Raw genomic sequence first — 22,304 nt, forward strand, 5'->3', positions numbered from 1 at the left:
AGAAAATAAGCGAATCGACGGGAGGGAGGAACATATCGAATCCGGAAGCTGTTTCCGGGATCTCTGCAACCCCTGTGTCCACACCTCTGCGGCACGTCCCGGTTTTGCAGCCGCCACACGCTCTCCCCCCGGACTTTCTCCTCGCCCCGCGCCGCCCGCTGCCCGTTACTTTTCCGTTTTTTCCATGCTCGTACCGCCCAAAGAACTCGAAGGCGTCCTGCTCATCGACAAGCCCACGGACCACACCTCGCACGACGTCATCGCGCGCCTGCGCGGCATCCTGCACATGAAACGCGTCGGCCACGCCGGCACGCTCGACCCGATGGCCACCGGGCTCCTTGTCGTCCTCGTCGGCAAGGCCACCAGCCTTTCGCAGTATCTGATGAGCGCCGACAAGGGGTACACCGGCACCGTCACCCTCGGCAAAACCACCAACACCCAGGACGCCGAAGGCGAGATGCTCGAAACCCGGCCTGTCCCCCCGCTCACCGAGGCGCAGGTCGCCGCTGCCCTGCGCTCCATGCTCGGCGACCAGTATCAGATGCCGCCCATGTTTTCCGCCATCAAGATCGATGGCGTGCCCCTCTACAAATCCGCCCGCAAGGGCGAGGACATCGAACGCGAGCCGCGCTTCATCCGCGTCAGCCAGTTCGACCTCACCCGCTGGCAATCGCCGGAAATCGACTTCCGCGTAAAAGTCAGCAAGGGCACCTACGTGCGCACCCTCGCGCACGATCTCGGCGACAAGCTCGGTTGCGGCGGCCACCTTTCCGCCCTGCGCCGCACCGCTTGCGGTCCCCTCACGATCGACCGCGCCGTGACGCTGGAGGCGCTGCAAAAAATGTCGCGACCGGAGATCGAAAAAACACTGATCCCCGGCCACCAGGTCGCCCCCCGTGTGGCAGTGGGGTGAGGCACCCGATTTCCGAAATGCGCACCTGGACCTCACTCGCCGAAGCCGCCGCCGCACTCGCCGCGCAGCCCGCGCGCCCGCTGCACCTGGCCATCGGCATGTTCGATGGCGTCCACCTCGGCCACCAGGCCGTGATCGAGGCCGCCGTCCACTCCGCCCGGCGCTGCGGCGGCACCTCGGCCGTGCTCACGTTCTGGCCGCACCCGAGCCGCATCTTCCGCCCCGAAGAGCCCGTGCGCATGATCATGACGCCCGCGCTGAAAAACCGGCTCCTCCTCCAGCTCGGTGTCGACGCCATCATCAGCCAGCCCTTCGACGCCGCCTATGCGCAAACTGCCGCTGCCGAATTTATCCCGCTGCTCCGGCATCACTTTCCGACCCTGCGCACGATCTACGTCGGTGAAAACTGGCGGTTCGGGCGCGGCCGCGAGGGCGATATCGCGTTTCTCGTCGCCGAGGCCAAAAAACACGGCCTCGCCGTGTTCAGCGCCGAACGGGTCAATCATAACGGCGAACCGGTCAGCAGCACCCGCATCCGCACGCACCTCGAGGCCGGCGAGATCGAGGACGCCAACACCCTGCTCGGCTACAGCTACTTCGCCGAGGGCGTCGTCACGCCGGGCAAGCAGCTCGGCCGCACCATCGGTTTTCCGACGCTCAACGTGGACTGGGAGCCTGACCTGCGCCCCCGCCTCGGCGTGTACGCCGTGCGCGTCAGCGCCGGTCCGGCATCACCGTTCGCCACGCCGCCGGCCCCGAGTGCTCCGGATGCCGCCGCCGGCCTGCCTGCCGTGGCCAACTACGGCCTGCGGCCCACGGTGGAAAACGCCACCCGTCCCCGGCTGGAGATTCACGTCCTCGCCGCTACCTGTCCCTTTCATTCCGGCGATCATGTGACGGTGGAATGGCTGAGTTTCCTGCGTCCCGAGCGCCGTTTCGAAAACCTCCCCGCGCTCGTCGCGCAGATCGCGGTCGACCGCGAGAATGCAGCGCGGTGGTTTGCCGGGACTGGTTAACCCTTCCGTCACCGTCCTCTTTTCTGCTCCGCGATTTGCCAATCCGGACTAATGCGGATCGTATTTTCTGCCATGAAAACCAGACTCCTTGCTGTTATCGCCCTTGCCTTGCTTTCTCTCTGCTCCTTGTCCCGCGCCGCCGAAGCCGCCTGGCTCACCGATTACCAGGCCGCCGTCAAACAGGCGACCGCGGAAAAGAAAGCCCTGCTGCTCGATTTTACCGGTTCCGACTGGTGCGGCTGGTGCATGCGCCTCGACAAGGAAGTCTTTTCACAAAAAGCCTTTGGCGAATACGCCGCGAAGAACCTCGTGCTCGTAAAGCTCGATTTCCCGGCCAAGAAGCCGCAAAGCGCCACCGAGAAGAAACAGAACGAGGAGCTCGCCAAAAAATATGGCATCGAAAGTTTCCCCACCATCGTCGTGCTCGATGCCGGCGAGAAAAAACTCGGCGAACTCGGCTACCAGGCCGGCGGCGCCGAGAAATGGGTCGCCTCGCTCGACAAGGTCGTAAAGCAGGCGGCGAACTGAGTTTTACCGCAACGGGAGACGCGGGTCGGCCGCCAACGTGGCGCGGGGCGTCCCGCCCGCAGACGGCGAAGCCGCCGGATCGCGTGGCACGGGCTTCCAGCCCGTGTTCTGCGGGCGTCCCGCCCGCATCCGTTGCCTCTCCGCGTAGCGGCATGCCTCCGTGCATGCCATCTGCGGGCGAGACGCCCGCGCCACACGTCCGGATCATGAGTCCGGAGGCCCGGTATTCGGGAGGTGTGCGCCTCACTCCCGCACCTGGCCGTCGCCGGTGAGCAGGTATTTGTAGCTGCACAGTTCGGGCAAGCCCATGGGGCCGCGCGCGTGCAGGCGGTCGGTCGAGATGCCGATCTCGGCGCCGAAACCGAACTCGAAGCCGTCCGTGAACCGCGTGCTCGCGTTCCAGTACACCGTGGCGCTGTCCACCCCGGCGAGGAATCGCTGGGCGGCCAGTTCGTCGGTCGTGAGGATCGCGTCGCTGTGCGCGGAACTGTCGCGGTTGATCGTGGCGATGGCCTCCTCCAGTGAATCGACCACGCGGACGGCCATGATCAGGTCCATGAATTCCGCCGTGTAGTCCGCCGGAGCGGCCAGGGTGTGCGCGAGGCCGGCGCGGGCGAGGATCGTGGCGGCGCGTTCGTCCGCGCGCAGTTGCACGCCGCGGGCGAGGAGCGCGGCGGCGAGCCGCGGCAGGTGTTCGCCGGCGGTGTCGGCATGGACGAGAAGCTGTTCGGCGGCGTTGCACACGCCGGGGCGTTGCGTCTTGGCGTTGACGAGAATTTTTTCCGCCTGCGCGAGGTCGGCCGACTTGTCCACGTAGATGAAACACACGCCGGTGTAATGCTTGATGACGGGGATGGTGCTGTGCTCCGCCACGAAACGGATGAGGGATTCGCCGCCGCGGGGGATGATGCAGTGGATCAGCGTGTCGAGCTTGAGGAGGGTGTTGAGCGCGGCGCGGTCGGTCGTCGGCACGAGTTGCACGGCGTCGGCGGGGAGCCCGGCTGCGGCCAGCGCCTCCCGGATGAGCGCGGCAAAGGCGGTGTTGGTATGGAAAATCTCCTTGCCGCCGCGCAGGATGGAGGCGTTGCCCGACTTGAGGCAGAGGATGGCGCAGTCGATGGTGACATTGGGCCGCGCCTCGTAAATGATGCCGATCACGCCGATGGGCACGCGGACCTTGCGGATGCGCAGGCCGTTGGGACGCGTGCGGTCGTCGAGCACTTCGCCCACGGGATCGGGCAACGCGGCGACCTGGCGGACGGATTCGGCGAGGTGTTCGAGCCGGGCCGGCGTAAGCGTGAGCCGGTCGATCTGCGCCCTGGCGAGGCCGTGGCGCTCGGCGGCGGCGAGGTCTTTCGCGTTGGCGGCGAACAGGGCCTCGGCGGACGCGGGGAGTTCGAGGAGCCGGGCGAGTTCGAGGAGTGCGGCGTTTTTCTGCTCCGTCGGCACGGTCGCCAGCACGAGCGAGGCCGCGCGGGCGCGGCGGGCAAGGTCGGTGACGAGCGTGGCGAGGTCGGCGGATGACATGGCGAAAAGGAAAGAGGATGGCCCTTCGCCGGGCTTTCCGCAATGGAGTTTTCGCAGGCCCGTCAGTGTCCCCCGCCCCGCTGCCGGACCGCCTCGAAGAGCGTGATGATCGTGGCCATCGCCACGTTGAGCGAATCCGCCTGGCCGGCCATGGGGATGCGCACCCGCTCCTCGGCCTCGGCCAGCCAGTAGTCGCTGAGCCCGTACTGTTCGCTGCCCATCACAATCGCCAGCGGGCCGCGCAGGTCGGCCCCGGTATGCAACACCGTCGCCGAGGGCGTCGTCGCCACGGCGCGGATGCCGCGCGCCCGCAGCCATTCGCGCACCGGCCGGCTCTCGGCCACGATCACGGGAACGGAGAACAGCACGCCGGTCGAGGCGCGCACGACGTTGGGATTAAAAAGATCCGTCACCGGATCGCACACGATGAGCGCATCCACCCCGGCCGCATCGGCGCTGCGCAGGATCGTGCCAAGGTTGCCCGGCTTCTCGATGGCCTCGACCACGAGCAGGAACGGTGCACGCTCCGGGATGCGCCCCACCCCTGCCCCGGCTGCGCCGGCCGCACCCGCCGTGCCGGCCGGAGTCCGCGCCGCTTCCAGCCAGCCGGCCAGATCGTCCAGCGAGTGCCGCCACTGCGGGGCCACGGCGAGCAGGCCGTCGGGACGCTCGCGGTAGGCCACCTTGGCGAAAGCCTCGCGCGAGAGCTCGATCGCCGTCGCGCCCGCCGCCTGCGCCTGCGCGATGAGCGCGGGCTCGTTTTCGCCCAGAAACCAGTCGGGCGCGAAATACAGCTCGTTGATCCGCACGTTCTTCTCCAGCGCCCGGCGGATCTGCCGATAACCCTCCACGAGAAACACCCCCGCCTCGTCGCGCGGACGCCGGTCGCGCAGCTTCACAAGCTGCTTGATGCGCGGATTCTGGAGGCTGGTGATTTTTTCGACAGGCATCTGAAAGGCCGGCCACCCAATATCCCGGGCCGCCGGGCGGCAACCGAAGAATGGTCGTCCGCCCATTTGCCGCTTGAATCCCCGGCTTCCGCCGTATGCGCTTTGCCGCGAAGTGTCACGGCTGCCGCCGATTTTTCATTCCTCTTGACGACAGATGATTAAATCAACGCCGACCGATGCCTGAAACCAGTCTTTTGCAATATCCGGCCAAGCTCCCTTTACCCTCAGTGACCAAACCAACCACCACCGACGAACAAGCCTTTCTCGACGAGCTCGACAAGAAGCTCTGGAACGCCGCCGACCGCCTGCGCTCCAACCTCGACGCCGCCGTTTACAAGCACGCCGTCCTCGGCCTCATCTTTCTCAAATACGTCTCCGACGCCTTCGACCTCCGCCGCGAGGAACTGGCACCTGCCGCGCTGCCCATCCACACCTTTGGCTCAATTAACTTATGGCACGACTAACCAAAAGCCGGAATTTTGAACGGGTCATCAATGCAGCCCAGCAGTGGATCCAAAACTGCCTTATTGGCGACAACTCGGTTTTCTCGAGTGGGCCGCTTTGGACGCCAGAAAACATAGCGGAAGTCCACAACGCCTTTGTCGACCACCCTGACGAAGGGGGAGATGACTTCTCCACCAAGTTGAAAGGGCAGATGGAGCCCGCGTCTCCTTCAGCGAAACGACTGATGGCGGAGATGGTGTGGTTGCTTCTGCTTTTTCCATCGAATATAAAAGCTTCAACGAAGCGCAAGCAAGTCGGCGAGATGTGGTCAATGTCAGGCGAAAAATTGGGTGAAGGTCAGTTGCTACTCGGTGACGACGTCCTTGCGGGGATCGGCTCTGGAGGTCCCGGCTTCAATAATCATCGCTGGCGGGAAATGGTTTTCCTGATCTCGCTAGTCGGTGACTTGAAGAAACGACCTGCGGACGAGCGACAGAAGCTGATGTCGGATTATGAGGCATTCATCGATTGGATCTCTCAGGTTCCGCAAGATGGACACCGGCAACTTCGGCATATGTTGAGGTATTTTTGCTTCCCGGATCGTGTTGAGCGGATATCTTCAAACCGTGAGCGCTGGGCGGTACTTGACGGATTTGGAGTTGCAGCGGAAAATGAAACAAAAAACTGGAGCGACCGCCAGCTTGACGATGCGTTACTGACATTACGCCGAAAACTTGAGGCAGAGCATCCAGGCGAAATACTTGACTTCTATGATTCCCCGCTGCGAGAACGGTGGAAATCCGAGGATGATGCGCCAGTTCGCCTACTGGCAGTATTTGTCGCGAAAGCGAGCCAAGCAAACCTAAGCCATGGCCTAAAAAACGGGATCTGGGGCTTCAAATCTCATGCAAAACCCGAAGACTTTGAGAAGCTAAAGCCTGGAGACATCATTATTTTAGGTGCGGGATATTCGGGAGGAAGCCCCCGCACCCCTTTTGAGGAGTGGAAAGGCCAGAAGCTATCGCAGTTGAGATACGCACGCATAGCCGGACCGCCGTTTCAGAGTGTGGAGATCGAATGGCCCGATGAGCCTAATCTTGGCGAAAGTGACCGATACCAGTGGCGAATCAAGTTTGATCCGGAAAGTGTAAAGACACTTGCCAACGTTATGTTGAATGACGACACCATACTCAGCCCTGAACTCTCCAACAGTCTTCGTAAGTCTGGAAGTGCAAGCGGAAAAGGTTATATCCTGCCCGGATCAAAATTTCCCATATTAGAGACTGAAGATAATTCATTGTCACATGAGGCGATGGACGAAACGCCACATCGAATAGTCGCGTTTGATGATGCCGCTGTCCACGCCGGCTATACTGCTGTCGAGTCTGCTCACTTTCACACTGAAAAGGAGCTTTTCGATCGCTTCGTAACATCGCTTGTTACCAAGCCATTTTTGATTCTGACAGGCAACTCTGGAACAGGAAAAACCAAGTTAGCCGAACTTTTTGTTCAGTGGCTTTGTCAAGGTGTTACGAGTCAGTTCGTCATTGTCCCCGTTGGTGCTGATTGGACCGACAATCGAAACGTCCTCGGCTTTGTGAATCACCTGCGCACGACAAGCCCGATAGAGGCCGGGACCGACATGACATTGCCGATTTACCAGACGACCAGAATTCTCGACCTTCTTCTGGATGCAGGCCGAAGGGAAAACGAAGGGAAGCCTTTCTTCCTGATCCTCGACGAAATGAACCTCTCGCACGTGGAACGCTATTTTGCGGATTTCCTTAGCACGATGGAGTCGAAGGAAAGCCGGCTTTTGCTTCATCGTGAAGGGCGTTCGCTCCCGCGTAAGCCAGATGGGCCATGCGACGTGCCTGAGGCATTGATGCTGCCCCGAAATGTCTTCGTCATCGGCACGGTGAACGTCGATGAAACGACCTACATGTTCAGTCCAAAGGTCCTCGACCGCGCGAATGTCATCGAGTTTCGAGTGGGCACGGATGCACCTGCCGAGTTTCTGAAATCGGGCGGACGGAGCATTGGTGAAGTTGCTCACGCATCGACAGGACTAGCTGAAGGTTTTCTCGAGTTGTCGCTCCGCGCACGAAGCGTAAGAGGCGCGCCTTTGCTGCTTGTTGCCGATCCTGATGCTCCACCTGCCGACGCGGAAGAAGGCATTGAGAAATGCCACGCTGCAATTACCGATCTTTTCATGCTGATGCAGAAGCGGCACCAGGAGTTCGCCTTCCGCACGATGGCGGAGGTCCTTCGTTTCCTGGCAGTGGATTATGAACTCAAGCCCGCGGCAGAGGTGTGGAATTGGAAGGGTGCAATGGATGCACAGATTCTTCAGAAAATTCTGCCCAAGCTGCATGGATCCAAACGCAAAATTGGCGCTTTAATAGCGGCACTCGCGACATACTGCGAGCACGCCAACCGCACAGACGCGGAGGTACTACTGATGGCCGAAACCAAGGCTGAGGCCTATCTGGCGGCCCAAGACAAGAGAGAGAAATCTCCGATGTTCAAAGAGAGCTACGTCAAGCTGTGCGAGATGATGGAGGCTGTCAGGCGTGACCAGTTTGTGAGCTTCATCCAGTAAATCGTGGACTCGTTATTCTGTGAATCGCTTCTGATTCCTCTCGGCGGGGATCTTTCTCTACTCTTGGAGGAGGAGACAGCGTCGCAATCTGCGTCGGGTGGGAAATTCGAGGCGCTTCCCGGCTTGCCAAGGGGATGGCAGGGCATCGCCAGTAAGCGTCGACTCGACGCAGCAACGCCCGCAGGTCGTCCGCCGATTCTTTTCGATCCTGCTGCCACCGAGCGAGGCCTTCACAACCTACGCATCTTTGAGCTGCGTGCTTATGCATGGGAACTCCGCCGCACGGGGGATGATGCTCACCCGCCCGTGGCAGTGACCTCGAGCTTGGAACGCTCGGTTGATCGGGAATTGTGGTGCGCACGTGGCAATTACGGCCGATTCCGGTTCGTCAATTATCTGGGTTCTGCCTGGATAGAAGCGGTAGTGGCTGGGCACCCCCCGCTCCGCATCTCCTTCGAGGTTGCTTCACCGAAGCTCGCTTATGAGCAGGAATACCGGTCGATGATTGAAACCATCGGCGAGGAGTGCCAGCAACTGCTTTTAGAATGGGGAACCCCAGCCTCATTGAACCTCGCAACTGATCCGGAGAAACAGACTCAGACATTGCTCGAACAGTTTCTTTTCCTTCGCCATGTGCTCGGACCCGATAAGCTCGATCTGTATCTCGAAACTATCGCGCGCCGATCACACTCGCGATTGAAGCGGGAACTCGAATGGGAACCTTTTGGCACCGCCGACCCGGCGTTTATGGCCGCTGACTCACTCCGTCGAGGTCGCGACTGGCAACGCCTCGGCGACCGCCTTGTCCCTGCTGGGATGCAAACCGAACGGAAATTCGAATCGGCCGATACACCGCCAAACCGGTTCGTGAAGTTTGCGCTCCTTGGGTTTCGCGAGCTTTGCGATTCAGTGTTGCAGGCTAAGCGGAACGGGAAACAAGCTTTTGCGCCAGAAGACTCCGTCTCTCTCGAGGCGACTTCGATGCTGCGGTCACTTGACGCACTGCTGGCACAGCCGCTGTTCGATGATGTCGGCGAATTACGAAGAATCCCGTTTGAGAGTACGACTCTCCAACGCCACGAAGGTTACCGCGAGATCCTGCTCGCGTGGCTCATGCTCGATGCCGCGGCCCAATTGGATTGGCCGGGTCGTGAGGACGCCTACGATGGCACGACCCGTGATGTCGCCACACTCTACGAATATTGGTTATACTTCCTGTTGGTTCGGGCTTTTCGCGACAGGCTCGGAATGGTTTCCGAACAAGACCCGCTCGCCAAAATTGACGGCGCCCTGCCGTTTTGCTGCCGTGCAGACGACGGGCGGCTGGTAATCAATCTTCGTCAAAGCGAGGCGTCGTTCTCGCGGTTCCGCTGGGAAAAAGACGGTCGCACGCTCCGAGTGCATTTTTTCTACAACCGGTCGTTTGGCCGAAAAGGTATTGGCGAGCGCGGAAGTTACAGCAAAACGTTCCGCCCCGATTACACCCTCGTGATCATTCCCGAGGAATTCGATCAACCGGACTGGAGTGCGGCAGAATGTGCTGCTGAAAAAGCAGGTCGGATAGCATATCTCCACTTCGATGCAAAATATCGTGGCGAGAATCTGCCCGGGCTTTTCGGTGAAGCAGAAAATGAGGACGACGAACCTGAAGACCGTCCCTCACGAGCAAAAGGGACGGTGAAGCGTGTAGATCTCTACAAAATGCACACCTACAACGAAGCGATCAGGCGCACGGTCGGCTCTTACGTGCTTTATCCCGGGCTCCCACCACAACGGAAAGAAGCTGCGCGCTACGAACGCTACCACGAAGTCGTTCCGGGTATTGGTGCCTTTGCGGTGCGTCCGGCGAAGCAGGGCGAGACACCGGCTGGTCTTGGAAGTGTCTGCGAATTTATTCGTGAGATTCTCACACATCAGCTCGACCGGTTCACGCAGAGCTATCGGATCACCACTGCAACCGAGGATATCATTCGCGAAGAGCCGTTAAGATACCTGCGAGCGGACGCGGCAGAGGAAACCCTTTCACTTCCAAGTGCCACCGCAATTCTCGGTTACATGAGGAAGGCGGATGTCAGCAAATTCGCCAAAGGGAGATTCTTCTATTGCCGAGCTAGCGACGAAAACGGTCATCCGTTATCGCTCGATCTTTCTACCGCTCAAGGGGCCGTTCTCATTGGTTGGTCAGGTCCACTCACCGGACCCTTTGTCACTGTCGGCTGGATGGCGCGAGTGATCTCCTGCCGACTGGTGAGCAGGGACATTGTCATCCGGGAGACAACTCTGGAGCCGTCCAGCGGCTCAGTTCACTACCTCATTTTCAAGCTGGCGGATGTTTCGAAATTGAGCCCAAGAGATGTCAGTGGCCTTGTATGTGCTGCGAACACGATCGGCGACGGTGGGAGGTTTCGGACGTTTGAGGCAAAATTATCTGAAGTCTGGCAATCGCCGTCGACTATTAACGCGTTGGTGGGGTGAGGTCAGCCCAGCCACCAAGCCGAGGAGTTCCTCAACGTCCTCCGCGCCAAACTCGACGCCTGCCGCAGCCTCTTCAAGCAGGGCGGCGGCTTCGACTATTCCGCTTACAAAAAGCCCTGCTCGTCCTTGCCGCGAACCATATCCTCGGCCTGCCTGACAGCAAAAAACGTTTCCTCGATCTCGTAACCGCCATCACCCGCGCCTTCGCCCTCTGCGGCACGCTCGCCGAAGCGGAGGTCTGCGCAGGATACTTTCCGTGAAGCTGTCTCCGCATAGCGGCGCCGCCAGCCCTCCCCCCCCTCCTGCCGCCACCTTTTCCGTTCATTGTCCCGGTTTCCCGCTCCCCGATAAAAACCGCTTCGTTTCCTGCATTTTGTGTGTTTCGTGTGTGCCGTGGGCAGAAAGAAAAAACTCAACGACCAACCGTTCGCTTATCACGCCGAGATCGAGCTGGAGATCGCCACGCTGACCAATCTCGGCGTCGGACTCGGCCGCGTGCCGCTGGCGCCCGCCGCCGACGGCGGCGAACAGAAATGGGTCGTCATGGTCCCCTTCGCCCTGCCCGGCGAACGCGTGCGGGCGCGCGTCTTCCGCAACCACAAGAACTACTCCGAAGCCGACCTGCTCGACGTCCTGACGCCCTCGCCCGAACGCGTCGCCACGCCCCCCTGCCCCGTCTTCGGACGCTGCGGCGGCTGCCAGTACCAGAATCTCGACTACGACGCCCAGCTCCGCTGGAAACGCCGCCAGGTCGCCGAACTCCTCCGCCACATGGCCGGCATCGAGGCCGAGGTCTCGTCCGTCATCGGCTCGCCGCGCCAGTACGGCTACCGTTCAAAAATCACCCCGCACTTCAACCTCCCGCGCGACCGTGGCGACCCCGCCGCCGCCGCGACGCTCCCCGTCGGCTTCCTCCGCCAGGGCACGCGCTTCGACATCCTCGATGTGCCTCGCTGCGAAATCGCCACCGAGGCGATCAACGCCCGCCTCCCTGAAGTCCGCGCCGCCACCCGCGCGAAGGTCGCCGCCGGCGACTACCAACGCGGCGCCACGCTCCTGCTGCGCGACGCCTCCGGCGCCGTCACCACCCGCTACGACGACATCGTCACCGAAACCGTCGGCGACCTGCGCCTGCGGTTTCTCGCCCGCGATTTTTTCCAGAACAACCCCTTCATCCTGCCCGCTTTCACCGGCTACGTCCGCGAACAGGCTGCGGCGGGCGGCGCGCGCTTTCTGGTCGATGCCTATTGCGGCAGCGGCCTCTTCGCCCTCACCGCCGCCTCCGCCTTCGAACGCGTGGCCGGCATCGAGATCAGCGAGAGCAGCATCGCCTTTGCCCGGCAAAATGCGGAGCTCAACCGCATTCAAAACGCAACCTTCCAGGCCGGCGACGCCTCGGCGATCTTCGCCGGCCTCGCCTTCCCGGCCGCCGGCACCGCCGTCATCATCGACCCGCCGCGCAAGGGCTGCGACGAACCGTTCCTGCAACAACTTTTCGGATACGGCCCGCGCGCCGTCGTTTACGTGAGCTGTGATCCGGCCACCCAGATGCGCGACCTGCGCCACTTCCTCGCCGCCGGCTACGAACTGACGGCCGTGCAACCCTTTGACCTGTTCCCGCAAACCCGCCACCTCGAATGTGTCATTACCCTCCGGCGGGGCCGGAGGGAGTAGTTGGGAATTGGAAGTTGGAAATGGGTGCCCCGGCAGCCGGAGGTTTCCACCCCGGACATCCCTCACCCGCCAATTACCAACTGCCAACTTCGAACTGCGAACTACCAATTCCCAACTCCGAACTTCCAATTCCCAACTTCAAACTCCCACCTCCATGACCCTCGCCCGGCTCGTCCAGACCGCCGAACACATTGTTGTTTCCACCCGCCGGAAACTCCCCGCCGACATCGCCCGGCTCGCCGAACGCGTGACCGTCCACTTCGATGCGCTGCCCGACGAGGACATGCTGCGCGAGGAAGGTTTCGAGCCCGACATCCTCGGCCTCTTCAGCGGCACCGCCTATAACGAGGAGCTCTCGCAGGATCAGCCGATGCCTCCGCAGATTTTTCTGTATCTGGAAAACCTGTGGGATTTCGCCGAAGGCGACCCGGAAATCTTCCGCGACGAGGTGCGCCTCACCTACCTGCACGAACTCGGCCACTACCTCGGCTGGGACGAAGACGACCTCGCCGCCCGCGGCCTCGACTGATTCCGGTTCACGTTCAAGCCGGAGCTGTTTGCAGAACGTGTTTTGCACCGATACCCGAATACCCGGCGGCCGGGGGATGTCGGGCATCAGCTTGTAGTGAAACATGGATACTGTCGGATATCGGGCCAAGTAGCCCGATAGGCAGCATCTCAGAACTCACAAAGGTAAAACAGCCGACGGCTAGATGTGACGGCTAGATGTTCCTCAGTTTCAAAGTGTAATGTGCTGCCACCGCCATTAATGGCTGTGGTGACTTACCATTCCAGCGTTTTGCCTTGGTAATTAAGGAAAGCGATGCCTCGCTGGTTAAAACGGGTCATCAGCATTTCTGTTACGCCGCGTGTGCTGGTTTCGACATCCAGTAGCGCATCAGGACCACCCATTTCAGTACGTACCCAACCGGGCGCTACCGCCGTCAATGACCAGGGTGCTTGGGGGTTTTCTGCGATGAAGCTGCGCAGTGACTGATTCAGCGCCGATTTACTGGAACGATAAGGTTCCCAACCACCCTGAGTATTCGCCGCAATACTTGCTAGTTCCGATGACATAACGGCGACCACACCATCGGCTCGGACCTTCGGTGACAGGATGCGCACGGCAGACATTGCACCAGCGACATTGGTACGCATTACCGTCAGCACCCGCTGAGCGAAAGATTCATCAGGAGAACCCACCGTACCGGCGTTCACCATCAGCAGATCCAGCGTTTTTCCCGCCAGGCGAGAATGTAATGCCTCAAGCGACTCATCGCTGTTCATGTCCAGCGTTTCGATAGACAAACGCGGATCACGAACGGCGAGCTGGCGCAGCTCAGGACGGGTTGACCCCTCACGTTCAGTAGCAATGACTTGCCAGTCACGTTCCAGAAAGCGTTCAGTTAACCCCAGCCCCAGGCCACGACTGGCCCCAATAATTAATGCAGCAGGTTGATTTGCCGACGTACTCATAAAATCTCCGGTTGTTCAGAAAAATGTTTTTTAATCAATGTGCTCAATACGGCTAAAGGAAATGAAAATTGAACAGAAGGGAACGGAGGGAACGAAGATTCGCTGGAGGCTGGCAGGCGGGTTGAGCGAAAGAACCATTTTCCATTTTGGAAAAAATTCCGGATACGGGACGGGTTACAGGAACCGGGACATCTTCGTTCCCTTCGTTATCTTCTGTTCAAAAACCAGGTTCCATAACACTCCAATGCCGGGTTGTTAGCACAGAACCGACCGCCCTGCGACAAACCCGACCGCCCCCTGCCTTCGCCCTTGTTCAGCCCCGCCTCATCCGCAACCTCGCCCGCACACACTCACCGCACCCGTTCATCTCCATCCATGAAAATCGACAACACCCTCACCCCGGCCAAACTCCTCAAGAAGACCGATCGCGTGTTCGATCTCGCCGGCCGGAAGATCGACCTCATCAACAAAACCTGGGACTCCGCCAACGGCACCCCCGTCTTCACCGTCCGCGGCAAATACACCTCGCGCGGCTGGACCGAGTGGACGCAGGGTTTCCAGTTCGGCATGGCGTTTCTCCAGTACGACGCCACCGGCGACGAGAAGTACCTGAAACTCGGCCGCGAAAAAACCCTCCGCTACATGGCCTCGCACGTCTCGCACGTCGGCGTGCATGACCACGGCTTCAACAACGTCTCCACCTACGGCAACCTCCGCCGCCTCATGCTCGAGGGGCAGATTCCCTTCAACCAGGACGAACTCAACTACGCCGAACTCGCGCTTAAAGTCTCCGGCGCCGTCCAGGCCGCCCGCTACGCCACCACCAACCAGACCGCCCCCTGGTCCCCCGTCGTCGGCAAGGGCCGCGCCCCCGTCGGTGTCGTGCCCTCCGGATACATCTACTCGTTCAACGGCCCGCAGTCGCTCTTCGCCGACACGATCCGCTCCATGCGCGCGCTCGTCGTCGCCCACCAGCTCGGCCACGTGCTCATGGGCGAAGGCGACAAGCCGATCAACCTCCTCCACCGCGCCATCGAACACGCCGCCACCACCGCCCGCTTCAACGTGTTCTACGGCCAGGGCCGCGACAGCTACGACGTGCGCGGACGCGTCGCCCACGAATCCATTTTCAATCGCAACGACGGCCAGTTCCGCTGCTCCTCCACGCAGCAGGGCTACTCCGCCTTCACCACCTGGACGCGCGGCGCCGCCTGGATCATCTGCGGTTATCCGGAACAGCTCGAATTCCTCGACACGATCAAGGGCAGCGAACTCGACGCCGTCGGCGGACGCCGCGCCGTGACCGACCTCTTTGTCGAGACCGCCCGCGCCACCGCCGACTACTACATCGACGGCTACTCCGCCAGGGATGGCATTCCTTACTGGGACAGTTGCGCGCTCAACACGCACAAACTCGGCGACTTCACCGCCAAACCCGCCGATCCCTTCAACCCGTGGGAACCGGTGGACAGCTCCGCCGCCGCCATTGCCGCGCAGGGTTTCATCCGCCTCGGCTTCTGGCTCCAGTCGAAAGGCGACAAGGCCGCCGGCAAACGCTACGTGCAGGCCGGCCTCACCGTGGCGAACACGCTCTTCGGCGACGCCTACCTCTCCACCGATCCGAAGCACCAGGGTCTGCTTCTGCACAGCGTCTATCACCGCCCCAACGGCTGGGATCACGTGCCGAAGGGCCAAAAAGTCCCCTGTGGCGAATCCTCGATGTGGGGCGACTACCACGCGATGGAGCTCGCGCTCCTGATCAAGCGTATCGCCGAAGGCGGCTACCTGACGTTCTTCTGACCCAATCCGTGGCGCGGGCGTCCCGCCCATGATTCAGAGGCCAGAGGCCAGAAGTCAGACTCCGGCCGCTATGGCCGCTGGTTGTCTGTCCTCTGGCCTCTGTCCTCCGGCTTCTGGCCTCTGTCCCCCGGCCTCAGCCGGTCGCTACGGTCGCCGGGCGATCATGCCGAGGGCGAGCCGGCGGCGGAGTTCCGCGCGGTTGGCCGCGTCGTGATAATCCACCGGATTGTAATCGTCGGTGAGCACGATTCCCTGTCGTTTGTTTCCGAATACGTGAACGGCACCCAGGGCCGCGAGGGCCCGGGTGCGCAGGTGCGGAGGGGCGTCCGCAAAATCGGGCCGGCGCAGGGGACGGGCGTCGGGGGTGTCCGTGGCCACCACAAAAATGCCGCTGCTGCCGCCGCCGGCACGGTCGGGATGGACGCGTACGGTGGCGAAGACTGCCGCGAGGGTCAGGTCGAGGGAGTCGATCGAAAAATCGCGCCCGGGCCAGAACGAGCCAAAGGTGTTGATCACCAGCGTGCCGCCGGGCTTGAGGCGGGCTTTCATGGCCGCGAGGGCCTCGCGCGTCATGAGGTGCGAGGGCGGGGATTCGCCGAGAAAGGCATCGAGGATGATCGTGTCGTAGAGCCGGCCGGGGGTGGCGATGAAACGGCGCCCGTCGCCGATGTGGACGCGCACGGCCGCAGGGTCGAAGCCGAAATACTCCCGGGCCAGCGGGAGAACGGCGGGATTGATCTCGACGACATCCACGCCGGCGCCTTCGCGGGCAAACTGCATCGGCACGATCCCCACGCCCATGCCGATACAGAGCACGTCGCTGACGGGTTGCGGCGTATAGGCGCGGGCAAGACCGTGAAGCATATAGGTAAAGAGCGCGTCGCTGCGATCCGTCGCGGGATCATGGCTGTTCTGGACCAGGAGGTCGTTGAGGTAGTAGCGCACGCCGGTTTCCCGGTCATCCACCACCTCCATGAGGCCGAAATTGGAATTGGCGCGAAAAATTTCCGCAAAACGCGAAGGGTGCACGAGCGTGGCATAGGCGGAGCCCCACACGCCTGCGCCTGCGGTGGCGAGCGTGAGGAGAGCCGCGCCGGCGATGTGCCGTCGCCGCCAGACGGCGAAGTAGCCGAGAGCCAGGAGCGAAAGCGCGCCGGCCGTGCCACACATGATGCCCGAATTGGGAAAAAACGGCACCAGCAGGTAGCCTACGGCGATCGTGCCGGCCACGCTGCCGAGGGTGCTGATGGCGGAAAGCCGGCCCACGCTGATGCCCACGTTGTCCAGCGACACGGTGAGCAGGCGCACGAGGAACGGCGGCACCATGCCCAGCAGAAGCAGGGGCGGAAAAAACAGAAAGGCGGATGCGAGCAGCGATCCCGGCGCGAGAGCGAGGCGCAGGCAGGCGAGCGCCACCGGCCTGCAGGCCAGCACGGTGAACGCCAGCAACAGCGCGGCCAGCAGGATGGCGGCAAACATGCACGACGGACGCGGAGCACGATCCGCAAACCAGCCGCCGAGCGCATAGCCGGCGGCCAACGCCACGAGCGTCACGCCGATCTGGGCGGTCCAGACAAAATGCGAGGTGCCGATATAGGGAGCGAGCATCCGGGCTCCCAGTATTTCCACGATCATGACGGACGCGCCGGTGACGCAGGCGGTGAGGAGCAGGTAGGCGTGCAACCCGCGATTCAGGGCTCCGGTGCCGGCCGCAGCGGAGGCCGGCTGGCGCTGGTTTTGGGCAAAGGTGGACCGATGACGGTTTTTTTGGGTGCGGCCGGACATTCCGGCAAAAAATCCGGATTTCCGCCCGTTTGCCAGCCCGCAGGTCCGCGGACGATGAAAATGGCGGTATCCATAACAGAAGTTACGCAGGCGGCGGGTGGCACGGGCATCCTGCCCGTGATTCCGGATGCGGAGCATGGGCATCCTCGCCCATGTGCCGGGATGCACTTCGCGCCGTCCACCGGCAGGATGCCCGTGCCACCTCGCCGCGTCTGCGGAGCAGCAGATCCATCAACGCGGGATTTGCCTGCCGGAAAAAACCAGGGCAGACTCGGCAGTGTTATGCGAAGCGCCCTCCTGTTTCTCTCGCTCGTTTGTGTAGGTGGCCCTCTGCCCGCCATCGCGCAAGCAGCCTCGGCGATCACGCTGCCCGCGCCGCAAAAAACCGGCGGGGCGCCGTTGATGGACACGCTGGCCAGGCGAGCCACGTCGCGGGCGTTCGACGCGGACGCGCCCGACCTGACGCCACAACAACTCTCCGACCTGCTCTGGGCGGCATTCGGCATCAACCGGCCCGACGGCAAACGCACGGCGCCCTCCGCGCTCAATGTTCAGGAGGTCGATATCTATGTGCTGCTGCGCCAGGGAGCCTTTGTTTACAATGCCCGAAAACACGCTCTGCTCCCGGTCGGGGGCAGCGGGAGCCCCCCCGGCAACAGCGATGAAAGCAGCTCCGGGAAACCGGAGACCGGTCCGCCGGATCTTCGCGCGCTGGGCGGCACGCAGGCGTTTGTGGAGCGGGCGGCCCTGACCCTGGTTTACGTGACGGATTTCTCGCGCATGGGCCGCATGGGCGAGGGGCTCCCGGCGGCGGAGGCGACGGCGCTGCGGCGCGAGACGGCGGCATTCTGCGTCGGCGCGGTCGCGCAAAACGCGTCGCTCTACTGCGCGTCCGAGGGTCTGATCACCGGCGTGCGCATGTCCTTCGACCGGGCGAAACTCGGCGCGGCGCTCGGCCTGCGCAGCAACCAGTGGATCTCGCTCGCGCAATCGGTGGGACAGATAAAAAATCGTAATTGCCCGCCGGGAAAAAAAGAGGATCCAGAAATTCATTTTTGAACAGAAGGAAACAAAGGGAACGAAGGGAAAACAAAGAAGGTCATGAGTTATAACTTATTTATTTTAATTTAGTTAAAGTGGGGAGTCTGCTACCCTCTACCTTGGTTGCTCTTCGTTCTCTTCGTTGCCTTCTGTTCAATTTTTAGAATCTCCCAAGACCATTTCCCCCAAGCCTCGACAGGCCAATCCCCTGAAAAAGCGCGCCCGGGAGCGGCTTGCGGTCCGTCTTCTCCGGACCACGTTTGGAGCCATGACCGCGCCCGCCCGACATGCCTGCTCTGCCATCCCCGGGCGCGGCACCCCGCTCGCCCCGCCCAACCGCTTCGAACGCCTGCACCTCGAACCGGACCCCGACGCGGACTCCTGCCCCGAAGACGAGGCTCCCTTGCCCCGCACACAGTTCTACGACGACTCCAGCGAATCGATCCTCAACCCGGTCGACAGCCCGGACGTGCCGATAAGCATGGGCCTCAATCCCTATCGCGGCTGCGAGCATGGCTGCGCCTACTGTTTCGCCCGCCCCACGCACGATTACCTCGGCTGGAACGCCGGCCTCGCTTTCGAAACCCGGATCATGGTCAAGCGCCGCGCCCCCGACCTGCTCCGCGCCGCGCTCTCCACTTCCCGGTGGAGCCCCCGGACGATCTCGATGAGCGGCGTGACCGATTGCTATCAGCCTGCCGAGCGCCGCTTTCGCATCACGCGCGGCTGTCTCGAGGTGCTGGCGGAATTTCGCAATCCCGTCACGATCATCACCAAGAACGCCCTGATCACCCGCGACCTCGACGTGCTGGCCAGCCTCGCCCGCCACCGCTGCGTCATGGTTTACCTCAGCGTGACGACGCTCGACGCCACGCTCGCCGGCAAGCTCGAACCCCGCGCCGCCCGTCCCGAACATCGCCTGCGCACGATCCGCGCGCTCGCCGACGCCGGCGTGCCCGTCGGCGTGATGGCCGCACCGGTCATCCCCGGCCTTACCGATACGGAACTGCCCGCCATCCTCGCCGCCGCGGCCGACGCGGGCGCCTGCACGGCCGGCTACACCCTCCTGCGCCTGCCCTACGCCGTGAAGGACGTGTTCCTGCAATGGCTCGACGACCACGCGCCCGAAAAGAAGGCCCGCATCCTCTCCCGTCTCGAATCCCTGCGCGGCGGCCGGCTCAACTCCTCCGCGTGGGGCGACCGCATGCAGGGGCAGGGAGTATTCGCCCAACAATTACGCGACCTGTTTCACATCACCGCCCGCCGGGCGGGTCTCGATGGCGGCGGCCCGGAGTTGACGACCGAACATTTCCGGCGCCCCGGCGGCGTGCAACTGGAGCTGTTCCCGCGCGAATCCGCCGGCGCCTGACGCCCCCTCCCCCCCTTCTGCGCCCGCCCCCCTGCCCTGCATTTCCCGACCGATTCTCTTCCTGAAAATCAGCAAACAACGGCCTGACCCCATTCGCCTGCCCCGACCCCATTCGCCTGCCCCTGTCGGATTGTGCCACTGCATGCGTCGAAGGATGCATCCTTTGGACTGCTCCGACAGGTTTTCAGTTTTTTGACCGGGACTGGAACCAGTCGGCGGCATCCGCCATGGCCTGGCGCCATTCGGTGGAGTCTCCAAGGAAATAGAGCCGGGTATCGAAGGCGGGGATTGACGTGGTGAACGTCTCCACCTGGTGGGCAATGAGCTCGCCCGTGATGGCGTCAACGACATCGGATCTCCGGCGTAACCGGAATGTTCGTTCACCCGCAATCGCCACGTGACAGGACAGGAAGCTCTTGCTGGCGGATACGATTTCACTTGTATCCGTAAATAAATGGCATCCGGCTTCGCGCGCCATGTCGCGCAGCAACTCGGCGGGGAGCACCAGTACGCCGGACCAGTATTCGGTTGTCCCGGTCGCGTGGCGGCGGGTGCGAACGAGTCCGGCGGCTCCGTCGGGAAAACGGGCCAGGACGTCGACGGACGACGCCGACGGCGGGGCGATGGCAGTGAAGCGCATGGGATAGGCGGGTATCGGATGCGTGAAGAAAGATACAGAACGGGCTCTGGCATCCACGCGTGTCTCCGGGCGGCGGACATAGCCGAATTTTTGTCCGGGCTCCCAGGATGGGAATGCACGCCAGCCTTGTTCTGACAGGCGAAGTTCGTAGGGAAATGCCCGGCCGGTCGTGAGCTCCACGCTATGACCGAGGAGGCTGTTCATGTGGCGAGTGTCCAGTTCCTGGCCACCGGCGGCTCCGGATCCGGCATCGGGATTAAAAATACCCGGTGCGAACATCCAGAGAAGAGTACGGCCGGGGCGGCGCAAACGGAGGTCGATCAAACGGCGGCGGGCGTTGTCGAGGGCAAAGGTGTTGAGCAGAATGACCAGTTTGTAGCGGGGGGACGGATCGGCCAGAAGGTCATCGAGACCGATGAAATCAACGGGGGCGCCGATGCGTGATATTTCCTGGACGCGGAAACCTTCAAGGAGGGCGGGAAAGGGGCCGGCGGCGGGATCGGAGATGGCCGCGCTGTGGGAGGGAGCGGAGTGGAGGAGACTTTTGAAGTCGGCGACGACGGCGATGTCGGCATCGGAATCGCGTGGAAATCGCAACGCGGCCCGGCCCGTGATTTGCATGCGCGCAAAGAGGTCGAGGATGGGTGGATGGTTGAAGTAGGTGGACTCGATGGGATACCACCAGCCATTGATGCCGTGGCAGAGAACTTCGGCGAATTCACGTTTTAACATGCCAAGCGACTGGAAGAGATCGGGCGGTGCGATGCGCGGGTGGCTGCCGGTCCAGGGATCGGCAAAGCATGTCTTGGTATCGGCTTCGCGAAACCAGAGTTTGCCGTGGCGTTTCATGCTTTCGGTGGTGAAACGGTCGAGGGTGGCGTCGCCGGGGCCGCAGTATTTGTATTGCGGAGGACCGGCGAGGAAATCGATGTCCGGAGAGTGAAGAAGTTCATCGCCGAAGGTGTGGCCGCTGGCGAGGTACATGGTGGTGAGGAGGTATCCGTTGAAGCCGCCGACAAGCCGGCCGCCGGCAGAGGCGCTTTTGGCGGCGCGGGCGAAGTGGAGGAGGCTGTCGGTCATGGCGCGGTTGCAGGCCTCGTAGTAATCCATGACACGGCGCTGGGTGCGGGGATTGTAAAACATGCCAGACTCCATGCGGCGCCGTTCGGCGGGAGACGGGGGCATGGCGGTGTCGAGCGTCACATGGGGATCGGCCCAAACGAGGCGGAGGGTGGCGTCATCGGGATATTTGTTACGGAGGAGGTGACGGAAGGCGGCGAGCATCGGAGCGGAGTAGTCGATGTCGAGCGTGGGCGAGTCGAATTTCTGCGGCCCCCAGTAGTTCCATTCACCGGTGGCACCGCCACCGATCATGTATCCAATTATTCGCGACGCATGGGGCCCGGTTTCGACATGGCGCACGAGGCGGCTGATGGCAGCGGCAATCTGTTCGCGCCATACCGTGGAGGCCAGGCTGGGGTAACGGGTGGGGACGGGGGGACGGCCGGCGATGGGCAGGCGGCCGAGAAAATGGTCCGGACGGCCGTCGTCGAACCGGATCAGTTCGTCGGGATATTTTTCGAGAAAACCGGCCGGGACTCCGGTGTTGAAACGAAGGACGATGTAGGCGTCGGGCGCGATCCCGACTATACGGCCGATGCGCTCTTCCAGGATTTGCAGGGCGCGGGAGGAGTCACCCTCCAGGCCGATGAGAGGAACCTGCTCCTGGTAAAGTCGAAAGTTGTTTCCGGAGAACTCGGCGAGCTGCTCAAACGAGGCCCGGCAGCGGCTGATCATCATGGCTCCGCAGGGTTGTCCGTCAAGGACGAGGGTCGGAACTCCGCCGACGGTTTCCAGCCGGGCCACGCCGGGTGTGCCGGATTGGGGAGAGACGCCTTTCACGGCTTCGGATGCAGTGATGCCAACGGGGACGAGTGCCGCAAACGTGGCTGCGAGCAAATGGCGCATGAGGGGCGGATTGAAAAACCATGACCGGAGGGGGGCAGGATGCATGGTGCTGAATCTCGGCCTCCGGAGTTTCGGGGGACAATGGTCAATAGTTTG

15 protein-coding genes are annotated in these 22,304 nt (G+C 62.2%); 11 read left to right on the forward strand and 4 right to left on the reverse strand.

The features are described from left to right. The first annotated feature begins 184 nt into the window (after positions 1-184). The 3 genes from OPIT5_07620 to OPIT5_07630 are packed head-to-tail and all read left to right on the forward strand — an operon-like array spanning position 185 to position 2,457. Positions 185-913 (forward strand): tRNA pseudouridine synthase B, encoded by a 729-nt coding sequence (locus OPIT5_07620; protein ID AHF90112.1) that lies wholly within the window; start codon positions 185-187, stop codon positions 911-913. 17 nt (positions 914-930) lie between these two features. Next, positions 931-1,929, forward strand: coding sequence for a riboflavin biosynthesis protein RibF (locus OPIT5_07625; protein ID AHF90113.1), 999 nt, complete (start codon positions 931-933; stop codon positions 1,927-1,929). A 51-nt stretch (positions 1,930-1,980) separates the two neighbouring features. Then, positions 1,981-2,457 (forward strand): thioredoxin, encoded by a 477-nt coding sequence (locus OPIT5_07630; GenBank protein ID AHF90114.1) that lies wholly within the window; start codon positions 1,981-1,983, stop codon positions 2,455-2,457. 243 nt (positions 2,458-2,700) lie between these two features. Here OPIT5_07630 and OPIT5_07635 read toward each other — a convergent pair whose 3' ends face one another. Both OPIT5_07635 and OPIT5_07640 read right to left on the reverse strand, forming a co-directional pair. Then, positions 2,701-3,984: a gamma-glutamyl phosphate reductase gene (locus OPIT5_07635; GenBank protein AHF90115.1), complete on the reverse strand. Its 1,284-nt coding sequence runs from the start codon at positions 3,982-3,984 to the stop codon at positions 2,701-2,703. A 62-nt stretch (positions 3,985-4,046) separates the two neighbouring features. Next, positions 4,047-4,934 (reverse strand): rRNA methyltransferase, encoded by an 888-nt coding sequence (locus tag OPIT5_07640; protein AHF90116.1) that lies wholly within the window; start codon positions 4,932-4,934, stop codon positions 4,047-4,049. Positions 4,935-5,161: 227 nt separating this feature from the next. Here OPIT5_07640 and OPIT5_07645 point away from each other — a divergent pair, with 227 nt between their 5' ends. The 6 genes from OPIT5_07645 to OPIT5_07670 all read left to right on the forward strand — a co-directional run bounded on the left by OPIT5_07645 (position 5,162) and on the right by OPIT5_07670 (position 15,405). After that, the gene (locus OPIT5_07645) at positions 5,162-5,398 is read left to right on the forward strand and encodes a hypothetical protein (GenBank protein ID AHF94174.1); all 237 of its coding nucleotides are present in this window, start codon (positions 5,162-5,164) and stop codon (positions 5,396-5,398) included. Next, complete coding sequence (locus OPIT5_07650) at positions 5,386-7,980, forward strand: hypothetical protein (protein ID AHF94175.1); 2,595 nt, start codon at positions 5,386-5,388, stop codon at positions 7,978-7,980. The genes OPIT5_07645 and OPIT5_07650 overlap by 13 nt, the downstream gene beginning before the upstream one ends. 423 nt (positions 7,981-8,403) lie before the next feature. After that, positions 8,404-10,455 carry a hypothetical protein gene (locus OPIT5_07655; protein ID AHF94176.1) on the forward strand — a complete coding sequence of 684 codons (2,052 nt, stop codon included), beginning with the start codon at positions 8,404-8,406 and terminating at the stop codon, positions 10,453-10,455. A 384-nt stretch (positions 10,456-10,839) separates the two neighbouring features. Continuing rightward, positions 10,840-12,129: an SAM-dependent methyltransferase gene (locus OPIT5_07660; GenBank protein ID AHF90117.1), complete on the forward strand. Its 1,290-nt coding sequence runs from the start codon at positions 10,840-10,842 to the stop codon at positions 12,127-12,129. A gap of 154 nt (positions 12,130-12,283) precedes the next feature. Beyond that, complete coding sequence (locus OPIT5_07665) at positions 12,284-12,658, forward strand: hypothetical protein (GenBank protein ID AHF90118.1); 375 nt, start codon at positions 12,284-12,286, stop codon at positions 12,656-12,658. A 1,322-nt stretch (positions 12,659-13,980) separates the two neighbouring features. Beyond that, positions 13,981-15,405 (forward strand): glycosyl hydrolase, encoded by a 1,425-nt coding sequence (locus OPIT5_07670; protein AHF90119.1) that lies wholly within the window; start codon positions 13,981-13,983, stop codon positions 15,403-15,405. A 144-nt stretch (positions 15,406-15,549) separates the two neighbouring features. Here OPIT5_07670 and OPIT5_07675 read toward each other — a convergent pair whose 3' ends face one another. After that, complete coding sequence (locus tag OPIT5_07675; protein AHF90120.1) at positions 15,550-17,190, reverse strand: spermidine synthase; 1,641 nt, start codon at positions 17,188-17,190, stop codon at positions 15,550-15,552. Between the two features lie 282 nt (positions 17,191-17,472). On the opposite strand from OPIT5_07675, the gene OPIT5_07680 reads away from it, so the two are divergent. Next, positions 17,473-18,249: a nitroreductase gene (locus tag OPIT5_07680; GenBank protein ID AHF90121.1), complete on the forward strand. Its 777-nt coding sequence runs from the start codon at positions 17,473-17,475 to the stop codon at positions 18,247-18,249. 250 nt (positions 18,250-18,499) lie between these two features. Continuing rightward, positions 18,500-19,600 carry a radical SAM protein gene (locus OPIT5_07685; GenBank protein ID AHF90122.1) on the forward strand — a complete coding sequence of 367 codons (1,101 nt, stop codon included), beginning with the start codon at positions 18,500-18,502 and terminating at the stop codon, positions 19,598-19,600. Between the two features lie 184 nt (positions 19,601-19,784). Here the strand turns inward: OPIT5_07685 and OPIT5_07690 are convergent, their stop codons facing one another. Then, a complete protein-coding gene (locus OPIT5_07690; protein AHF94177.1) occupies positions 19,785-22,253 on the reverse strand; it encodes a hypothetical protein in 2,469 nt (822 codons plus the stop codon). Between the last annotated feature and the right edge of the window lie 51 nt (positions 22,254-22,304).

The organism is Opitutaceae bacterium TAV5, assembly GCA_000242935.3.
Classification (GTDB): Bacteria; Verrucomicrobiota; Verrucomicrobiia; order Opitutales; family Opitutaceae; genus Geminisphaera.

Excerpts from the sequence above, each read along its gene's own strand:
- OPIT5_07620 (AHF90112.1), top strand. The coding sequence starts at position 185 with ATGCTCGTACCGCCCAAAGAACTCGAAGGCGTCCTGCTCATCGACAAG.
- OPIT5_07625 (AHF90113.1), top strand. The coding sequence starts at position 931 with ATGCGCACCTGGACCTCACTCGCCGAAGCCGCCGCCGCACTCGCCGCG.
- OPIT5_07675 (AHF90120.1), bottom strand. The coding sequence starts at position 17,190 with ATGTCCGGCCGCACCCAAAAAAACCGTCATCGGTCCACCTTTGCCCAA.
- OPIT5_07690 (AHF94177.1), bottom strand. The coding sequence starts at position 22,253 with ATGCATCCTGCCCCCCTCCGGTCATGGTTTTTCAATCCGCCCCTCATG.
- OPIT5_07670 (AHF90119.1), top strand. The coding sequence starts at position 13,981 with ATGAAAATCGACAACACCCTCACCCCGGCCAAACTCCTCAAGAAGACC.
- OPIT5_07665 (AHF90118.1), top strand. The coding sequence starts at position 12,284 with ATGACCCTCGCCCGGCTCGTCCAGACCGCCGAACACATTGTTGTTTCC.
- OPIT5_07685 (AHF90122.1), top strand. The coding sequence starts at position 18,500 with ATGACCGCGCCCGCCCGACATGCCTGCTCTGCCATCCCCGGGCGCGGC.
- OPIT5_07635 (AHF90115.1), bottom strand. The coding sequence starts at position 3,984 with ATGTCATCCGCCGACCTCGCCACGCTCGTCACCGACCTTGCCCGCCGC.
- OPIT5_07680 (AHF90121.1), top strand. The coding sequence starts at position 17,473 with ATGCGAAGCGCCCTCCTGTTTCTCTCGCTCGTTTGTGTAGGTGGCCCT.
- OPIT5_07650 (AHF94175.1), top strand. The coding sequence starts at position 5,386 with ATGGCACGACTAACCAAAAGCCGGAATTTTGAACGGGTCATCAATGCA.
- OPIT5_07630 (AHF90114.1), top strand. The coding sequence starts at position 1,981 with ATGCGGATCGTATTTTCTGCCATGAAAACCAGACTCCTTGCTGTTATC.
- OPIT5_07640 (AHF90116.1), bottom strand. The coding sequence starts at position 4,934 with ATGCCTGTCGAAAAAATCACCAGCCTCCAGAATCCGCGCATCAAGCAG.